Below are 8,627 nucleotides of genomic sequence, written 5' to 3' on the forward strand. Positions count from 1 at the left end.
CAGGACTTGGGTCATGGTTCTATCATAACTTCCGCATTCCTCCCGACACTGACCCTACGGGTACAGTGCGGGGCTCCTGCGATTTCTAGCTGACGAGTGGATGGATAAAGATCCCAACTCTTCCACTATGGATATCAAACGTCATGAAACGTAATGGTGAGCTTGATCACATTGAATCACAATTGACAATGTTTCGATATCACTATGGAAATAACTTGTAATCTTGACCGCAGCCGTAGCGCCAAGCCTCGCGGCGCCGTCTCCAGAAGTAGTCCTGGGGGTTGGTTTCCGGCTCCGGGCGATCTGTTAGCCTTTGCAGCAGCTCGTAGAGGCCAAGGGCCCCAAAGTGGCCCGCCCATGCCACCAGCTCCGGCAACCCCAACCGAGGCAAAAGTCTGGCTACCAAGCTGGGATCCCGACGCGTCACCCCCCACAGGGCCTGGGCCAAGCCGCCGAACTGCACTACATCCTGCAAAAAGGGCTGCACCACCTGAGGGCCAGCGGCAACCATGGCCGCAAACACCCTGCTCAACAGGCGGTTAATGCTATTGGGATCCCAACTTTTGTTCTGCAGAGGGGGAATCATGGCCTTCTGAAATAGCCAGGTCACGGCCAAGTTGGGCTGGTAGGGTTGCAGCAGGGCCAGGGCTGCCTGGTTCAACTGCCGTTGCGCCAGGGCCTCGTGGATCCCCTGCTGTAGGCGATCCAGGTGGCGCAACATGGCGCCAAAGCCGCCAAAGCTTAGAGGCGACTGGCTGCCACTGCTATCCCCCACCGCCAATAGGCGATCCCAGGGCAGTTGCAGCGGGCTGCGGCGGTAGGCGGGGAAAACGCCACATAGCTTGCGCACCCAGCGGATCTGGGCCAGCTCCACCCCCTGGTAGGCTGGCAGCAGCCGGCAGTAATCCCGCCAGAGCTGCTCTAGACTAGGCCGCCGGGGATCCCGGTCGCAGTAGGTGAAAAGATAGGTGGTGCGCCCATCGCAGGCAGGGAAAGCTTCCCAAAAGGGCTGGTAGCCGTTCTGGGCTGGGGTAAAGCTGTAGAAGAGATCTCCCGTGGGTTGGTCGGGCAGCCCCTGGGCACAGGATCCCACCACCAGACAGACACTATCTGGCGGCTGCCCTTGGCGAGCCTGGGCCACGAGGGGGGAGCGATGCCCCATAGCATCCACCAGCAGTTGAGCACGGATCTGTCCCTTGGTGGTCTGGAGGCAGATCCCATCGGGGTGAACGGTGGCACTTTGAAAGGCAGTCTGCTCCCACACTTGGCCCCCCCAGGCCAGGAAATGCTGCTTGAGGAACTCCAGGAGGCTGACTGGATCCACGCCCACATTCAGCACTCCCTCCACCCACCAGTGGGGGCCCTCCCCAAAGCCAATCCGCCCCCTCGGGTAGTGGGTAACCTGGACTGCCTCCCACTCGGGCGGGGTAAGCAGCTCCAGCTCTAACAACACCTGCAGCTCCTGGTGTGAGGTGTTCCACTCCTGCTCCCGCCCCCGCAGGATCCCGCGCTCCAGCAGGATCACCCGCCAGCCCCGCTTGGCCAAAGCCGCCCCCAGAAGGATCCCCAAGGTGCCGCCGGCAATCACCACATCGGCATCCCAGGATTGGCTGCCCAAACGAGCGGAAGAAGGGTGAACCACTGCCGGGGGCAGTTCCGCCTGCGGCTGCCGCAGGGATCCCCACCAGCGATCCAAGGTGGGCAGGGCTTCTGGCGGGGGGACGAATTCAGCCATCGGCAGGAGGAACTTCACTCTAGACCAAGCCCCGACTTTTGAGGCGACGATGGAGCAAAAGCAGCGTATCCGCCTCGCCGACATTGCCCGGAAACAACACCACCGGCAGGTTGGGAAAGCGGGGATGATCGGACGGGGTGATCACCATCGAGATCCCAGGGTAGACTTGCCCCAGCAGACGCACCGCCGGCAAGTTGAGGCCAACGCTGAGGGTGTCGTTGGAGGTGATGCCGCCCTTGCTGATGAGATAGCCGATCCCTTCTGGCAGCCCCTGCACCACACCCATCAACAACCGGGAAACCTTCTGCCCAAAAGCTAGGCGCATTTCTACGGCGTCCTTTTCGAACGTCAGTTCCTCCCGGCTGGTGTAGACCACCGGCGTCAGACCCTTCTCGTAGGTGCTGTGAACTTGGGCCAGGATCCCTGGCAGCAGCTCCGCGTCGGGATCCAATAGTCGCCTCACCTCCACCTCGATGCCTTGGGTTTCGGGCTCCTGCAGAAGGCGGGCCAACTGCTGGCTGGACTTTTGCACATGGGATCCCACAATCACCACCCCTGGCCGATCTGAGCGGACAAACCGCCCCATCTGCTCTGGCAGAACCGGCTGTGGCGGCAACTGGGCCAAAGCCGTCAAGAGGCTGGCGGCGCTGCGGAACAAAAAGCGCTTCCCCTGCTCTATAGCCGCCCAAACATCCTGGGCAAAGCGATCCAGATCCGCCTGGGTTTCTCCATCCACCACACAGCAGACATTCCCCTCCAGACTCAAAAGCCGCTCCAGACAGCCGGCGCGAATCTGCTCTAGGGTCAATCGCTCCACCTGCTCAGCCCGGATCCGCCCCTGGGTTTTCTCCTGCACATAGTCCGGCAAATAGCTGTGGTGGTAGCCAAACACCGCATCCCGAGCAAACTCCGTCTCATGCACCGGCACCCAGCGCTCCCCCACCCGTAGGTAGTGGACACTGTCGCGGGTGATGCGCCCTCCCTCAAAAAAGGCCGGCACCAGAAAATGGGCATCAAAAGGCCCCAGCTCTGCTGCCATCACATCCGTTTCCAGGGGGTAATGCCCCCGCAGCGTCGAGTCGGAGCGGCTAACAAAAAGGGCCCGCTCCCACCCCAGCTCCCCCATGGCCTGCTTGAGGGCCCGGCAGACCGACCGCGTCACCTCTTCGGCCTTGGCCGGCGGCAGGGATCGGGTGTTGGTGAGGATAAAGCGAATTGGCGAGCTATCCTGCAACCCCAGCTTCAAGGTCTGCGGATCCCAGCGGGTGAGGAGCAAGCAACTGTGAACGGTTTGGGATCCGGTGGGATCATCGTCCAACACAACGATAGGGGGGAGAGCCATGAGACCGTCTCAATCGACAAAGCAACCCGAGAACTCCAGACAGACGAATCCCCCTCAAAGGGCAACCGCTATTTTCATCTTCCCCCAAGTTGGCCATCTTCCCTGCCCCTATTCCAGGCGAAGTTTGCCATGATTGAGATCAACTGGCTCTGTTGAATCCAAAACGACTGCAGACATTTCCCCCCTGCCCACATTCATGGGAGAAAGCCATGGGGCAAGCCGAGCTGCAACTTCACATCAAACGGGTACAGCAGGACGTGCTGCGCATGGGGGCGCTGGTGGAAAAGTCGGTGGTCTTGGCCCAGCAGGCCCTGTTTGAACAGAACTTGGCCGCCGCCGAACAGGTGATCGCCCAAGACAAGCAAATTGACCGTTTTTATCGTCAAATCGAGAAAGACTGTATTAATTTGATTGCCTTGCGCTCCCCGGTGGCGCGGGATCTGCGCTGGATCAGTACCCTGATGCAACTGGTACGCGATCTGGAGCGGATTGGCGACTACGCCAAAGATTTGGCCGAAGTGGCCCTGCGCTTGGTCATGTACCCGCCGCCCCCGGAGCTGGGTCGTATTCGCGTGATGATGCAGCGTTGCCAGAAAATGCTCAGCCACAGCCTGGTGGCCCTGACGGAATTGGATGCTGACCTGGGCCGACAACTGAAGCGGGAAGACGACGCCGTTGATGAAGATTACACTAACCTTTACAATACGTTGGCGCAGCAGTCTGACATTCGCGGATCGGTCGAGCCTATTCTATTGATGTTGCTGGCGATCCGTTACCTGGAGCGTCTGGCCGACCACAGCACCAACATCGGCCAGCGGGTTGCCTTCATTGTCACCGGCCAGCGTGACTAACGCCAACGGGTTGGGTCTTGCGATGTCTTAACCCCTCTTTTTCTTTTTTGCCAATACCCTTTGCCAATACCCAAAATGGACTTCTCTCGAATTTTTCAGCATTTTCTCTCTCAGCCTCCCGATCAATTGACCGACAAAGATACTCTTCTTGCCCTCTTGCAGTCCCCCGACCCAGAAGCGCCGGAAATGCTCGAGATTGCCCTCGATGGCCTGGTGCGGGCCGGGTTTCTGGAACGACTAGGGGATCCCCCTCGCTATCGGCGCAAGCCGGACGAATCTTTGGTGGTGGGGCGTTTGCGCTGTTCCAGCAAAGGCTTCTGCTTCGCCATTCGGGACGAGCCGGGGGTGGAGGATGTGTACATCCACGGCAGCAACCTCAGCGGCGCCTGGAATGGGGATCAGGTGTTGGCGCGGGTCACCAAAGATGGCAACCGTCGCCGCAGCCCTGAGGGAGAGGTGGTAGCCGTTGTGGAGCGGGCCAATTCTGCCCTGGTGGGTCGCCTCAAACAGACGGAACAGGGTTTTCGGGTGGTGCCCTTGGACGACCGGCTGCTGTTCGAGCTGGCCCTGACGGAGGGATCCCCTGTCGAGCTGGCGGAAGGTCGGGTGGCCTATGTGGAGGTGAATCGCTACCCGCTGGGGGATCTGCCCCCAACCGGAACCATTCGCAAAATTTTGGGCGACGGCCCAGAGGCCTCCATCGATGCAGATTTGGTCTGTTGCAAGTACGACCTACCGCAGGAGTTTCCCGCTCCAGTGTTGGAGGCAGCAGCAGCTCTGCCCAAAAAGCTCAGCCGCTCTGACCAAAAGGGCCGCCGCGATCTGCGCGATTGGTTTTGCATCACTTTGGAGCCTTTGGATCTGCAGCATCCCCACGGCTTGGAACCCAACGTGGCTGTTTCCTTGCAGCGGCAAGAGAATGACCACTGGCTGCTGGGGATCCACATTGCCGACGTAGCCCACTGGCTGGATCCCGACCACCCCTTGGAGCAAGAGGCTCAGCAGCGGACGGCCACCGTCTACCTCGATACGATGGTGCTGCCTCTCTTTCCGCCGGAGGTGCACAACCGCCTGGCTCTGTTGCCACAGCAGGAGCGCTTGGCCTATTCACTGCTAGTGACCCTCGACCCAGAAGGGGTGGTACAAAACTTCGAGATTTACCCCAGCCTGGTGCAATCGCGGGCTCACCTGTCCTATGGTCAGGTGCAGGCTCTTTTGGCCACCACCGCCGACTTGGGCCCCGACGAAGAAGTGCCGGAGTTGATGGCCCTGCTGCAAAATCTGCTGCGCCTCAGCCAGATCCTGCGGGCCAAACGTCACCAAGCGGGGGGATTTGACCTGCCCCTGTTGGATTTGCTCACTCCCCACTCTGCCGATGAAAGCGGCTACGGCCCCCTCTTGATCAGCGATCGCCTCGGCGCCCATGCCCTGATGACGGAAATTCTCCTGCTGGCCAACCAAATCCTGGGCCACCATTTGCGCCAGTTGGGGATCCCTTCTTTGGCCCGCGTGCAGCCTGCCCCTGCCGCCGAGGCCCTGCAGAGCTTTTTGCGCCTGGCCAATGCCATGAAGCTGGATCTGAATTTGCAAGATCCCGCTGTCGTAACTCTGGCGGACTGGCAGCGGATTTGTGCCCGCATCACCGCTCCCGATGTGTTGGCCTCTGGCGCGAGCCCGGCCTTGGTGGCGCAGATGCTGGCCACCTTGCCCCCGGTCGAGTATCGTCTCCAGCCTCTGGAAGAGCAACTCGGCCATTTTGGGTTGGGCCTCAAAGAACCCTACGCCACCTTTACGGCCCCCTTGCGCCGCTATGCCGACTTGCTCAATTTGCGTGCTCTGCACCTGGCCCTGAGCAAAGGACGCGATCGCCGCAGCCCTCGCTCCAAAACCGTGGTGGATCTGCACGGCCCCAGCGGCTACGGCCAAATCGACTGGCAGGTGTTGCCGCCCAAGGTGCAGGAGGAATGGCAGGCGTTTCTCCAGGCGCAACTGCCCAAAATTCAGGAGGGGTACCGGATCCGGCAGCAGGCGGAGCGGGAGCTGATGGGCCTGAAGCGCTCTGAGTTCATGCAAAAGCACCTGGGAGAGGTGTTCCCCGGCCTAATCATCGGTGTCCAGAACTACGGCTTTTTTGTCCAGGTGGATCCCATCTTGGCGGAAGGCTTGGTGCGGGTCAGCACCCTGAAAAACGATTGGTACGAGTACCGCAGCCGTCAGCAGGCGCTGGTGGGACGCAAGAGTCGGCGCCAGTTTCGCCTGGGGGATCGGGTGGAGGTGCAGATTAAGAACGTGGATTACTACCGCCAACAAATTGACCTGGCGGTAATCGGGGAAGGCCGTCCCTACGAAGAAGAAGAATAAGGCGGGGATCCCTCCATGGATCGCAGCTGGAGAGGACGGTTGTTGCGAACTCTGGCTCTGGCAAAATAGGCGATACCTAGATCAGGAAGATCCTACCGGAGCTTCCGGCACCCAGCTCTACTGCCCCGAAAGAGTCCAGGGTGCTCCCTGTGTCTGTATTGCCTTCCTATACTGAGTAGCAAAGCTCTGCCGAACTCCTATGCAGCCCACCAATCCCAATCAATTTACCGAAAAAGCTTGGAGCGCCATTGTCCAATCCCAAGATGTGGCCCGGCGGCACCAGCAGCAACAGTTGGAAACCGAGCATTTGCTGATCTCCCTTCTGGATCAAGAGGGGGGGCTCACCCAAACCCTCCTGCAACGGGCAGGTATCGATCCGAGGCTGGTGCGGGACAAAGTGGAAAGCTTCATCAACCAGCAGCCCAAGTTGGCGCGGGTGGATCAGCTCTACTTGGGTCGCGGCCTGGAAACCACCCTGGATCGGGCCGAGGAGTTTCGCAAAGAGTACGGCGATGATTTCATCTCGGTGGAGCACTTGTTTTTGGGATCCCTGCAAGATGAGCGGGTGGGCAAGCGGGTCTTGGCACCCCTGGGCCTGACGGTAGAGCGCCTCAAACCGGTCATCAAAGAGGTGCGAGGCAAACAGCGGGTCACCGACAAAAACCCCGAATCCCGCTACGAAGCCCTGGAGCGCTATGGCCGCGATCTCACCCAGGCGGCCCGCGAAGGGAAGCTGGACCCGGTGATCGGGCGAGATGACGAGATCCGCCGCGTCATTCAGGTGCTCTCCCGCCGCACCAAAAACAACCCCGTCCTCATCGGCGAACCCGGCGTGGGGAAAACAGCCATTGTGGAGGGCCTAGCCCAGCGCATCAACCGGGGAGATGTGCCGGAGTCTCTGAAAAACCGGCGAGTCATTGCTCTGGACATGGGCGCTCTCATTGCCGGGGCCAAGTACCGCGGGGAATTTGAAGACCGCCTCAAAGCTGTGCTCAAAGAGGTCACTGAATCCGAAGGCCAGATCATCCTCTTCATCGACGAGTTGCACACCGTTGTCGGCGCCGGGGCCGGCGAAGGGGCCATGGATGCCGGCAACTTGCTCAAACCCATGCTGGCACGGGGCGAATTGCGCTGTATTGGTGCCACCACTTTGGATGAATACCGCAAGCACATCGAAAAAGATGCGGCCCTAGAACGCCGCTTCCAGCCGGTGTACGTGGATCAGCCTTCGGTGGAAGATACCATCTCCATCCTGCGCGGCCTCAAAGAGCGCTACGAGCTGCACCATGGGGTGAAAATCAGCGACTCCGCCTTGGTGGCGGCAGCGGTGCTCTCCAACCGCTACATCTCCGAGCGCTTCCTGCCCGACAAAGCCATCGACCTGGTGGACGAGGCGGCGGCCAAGCTGAAGATGGAGATCACCTCCAAGCCCGTCGAGCTGGACGAGATCGACCGGCGCATCATGCAACTGCAGATGGAGGAGCTCTCCCTGAAAAAAGAAGATGATGCTGCCTCTAGAGATCGCCTCAGCAAAATTGAGCAGGAGCTGGCCAACCTGACGGAGCGACAACGGGAGTTGAATGCTCGCTGGCAATTTGAAAAAGAGGCTATCGAACGCCTGCAAAGCCTTAAAGCCGAGCGGGACGCCGTCAAGCTTCAAATCGAACAGGCTGAACAAAAATATGACCTCAACCGCGCTGCCGAGCTCAAGTACGGCAAGCTGATGGAATTGGAGCGGCAAATCCAAGAGCAGGAGGCTCACCTGGCCAAGCTGCAGACCAACGGCGAGCCGCTGCTGCGGGAGCAAGTGACTCCTGAAGATATCGCTGAGATCGTCTCCCGCTGGACCGGGATCCCAGTCACCAGCCTGATGGAGTCGGAAAAGCAGAAGCTGCTGCGCCTGGAAGCCCATTTGCACCAGCGGGTGGTGGGCCAAGACGAGGCGGTAGCCGCCGTAGCGGCAGCCATTCGGCGCGCCCGGGCCGGCATGAAGGATCCCAATCGCCCCATCGGCTCTTTCCTGTTCATGGGGCCCACTGGCGTGGGGAAAACCGAGCTGGCCCGTGCCTTGGCGGAGTTCCTCTTCGACACTTCCGAGGCGATGGTGCGCATCGACATGTCCGAGTACATGGAGAAGCACTCGGTCTCTCGTCTAATCGGAGCTCCTCCAGGCTACGTGGGCTACGAAGAAGGCGGGCAGCTCTCCGAGGCGGTGCGGCGACGCCCCTACTCGGTGGTGCTGTTTGACGAGGTGGAAAAAGCCCACCCGGATGTCTTCAACATCCTGCTGCAGGTGCTGGACGATGGCCGCATCACCGACTCCCAAGGGCGGACAGTG

Annotated in this window: 5 protein-coding genes; 3 read left to right on the forward strand and 2 right to left on the reverse strand. The window is 60.3% G+C overall.

The window, feature by feature from the left end:
* Window positions 1-202: 202 nt before the first annotated feature.
* Together ACVWXE_RS13935 and ACVWXE_RS13940 are read right to left on the reverse strand one after the other, a co-directional pair.
* Window positions 203-1,735 (reverse strand): FAD-binding oxidoreductase, encoded by a 1,533-nt coding sequence (locus tag ACVWXE_RS13935; RefSeq protein WP_457490601.1) that lies wholly within the window; start codon window positions 1,733-1,735, stop codon window positions 203-205.
* Between the two features lie 19 nt (window positions 1,736-1,754).
* Window positions 1,755-3,077, reverse strand: a complete 1,323-nt coding sequence (locus ACVWXE_RS13940; RefSeq protein ID WP_457490602.1) for a four-carbon acid sugar kinase family protein — start codon at window positions 3,075-3,077, stop codon at window positions 1,755-1,757.
* A gap of 209 nt (window positions 3,078-3,286) precedes the next feature.
* Between ACVWXE_RS13940 and phoU the strand changes: the two genes are divergently transcribed.
* From phoU to ACVWXE_RS13955, 3 genes are all read left to right on the forward strand, one after another.
* Complete coding sequence (gene phoU, locus ACVWXE_RS13945) at window positions 3,287-3,928, forward strand: phosphate signaling complex protein PhoU (RefSeq protein WP_414350183.1); 642 nt, start codon at window positions 3,287-3,289, stop codon at window positions 3,926-3,928.
* A 75-nt stretch (window positions 3,929-4,003) separates the two neighbouring features.
* Window positions 4,004-6,289 (forward strand): ribonuclease R family protein, encoded by a 2,286-nt coding sequence (locus tag ACVWXE_RS13950; RefSeq protein WP_414375492.1) that lies wholly within the window; start codon window positions 4,004-4,006, stop codon window positions 6,287-6,289.
* 199 nt (window positions 6,290-6,488) lie between these two features.
* The coding region (locus tag ACVWXE_RS13955) for an AAA family ATPase (protein WP_457385074.1) at window positions 6,489-8,627 on the forward strand (2,139 nt) is incomplete at its 3' end.

This window comes from Thermostichus sp. MS-CIW-41, assembly GCF_054058915.1.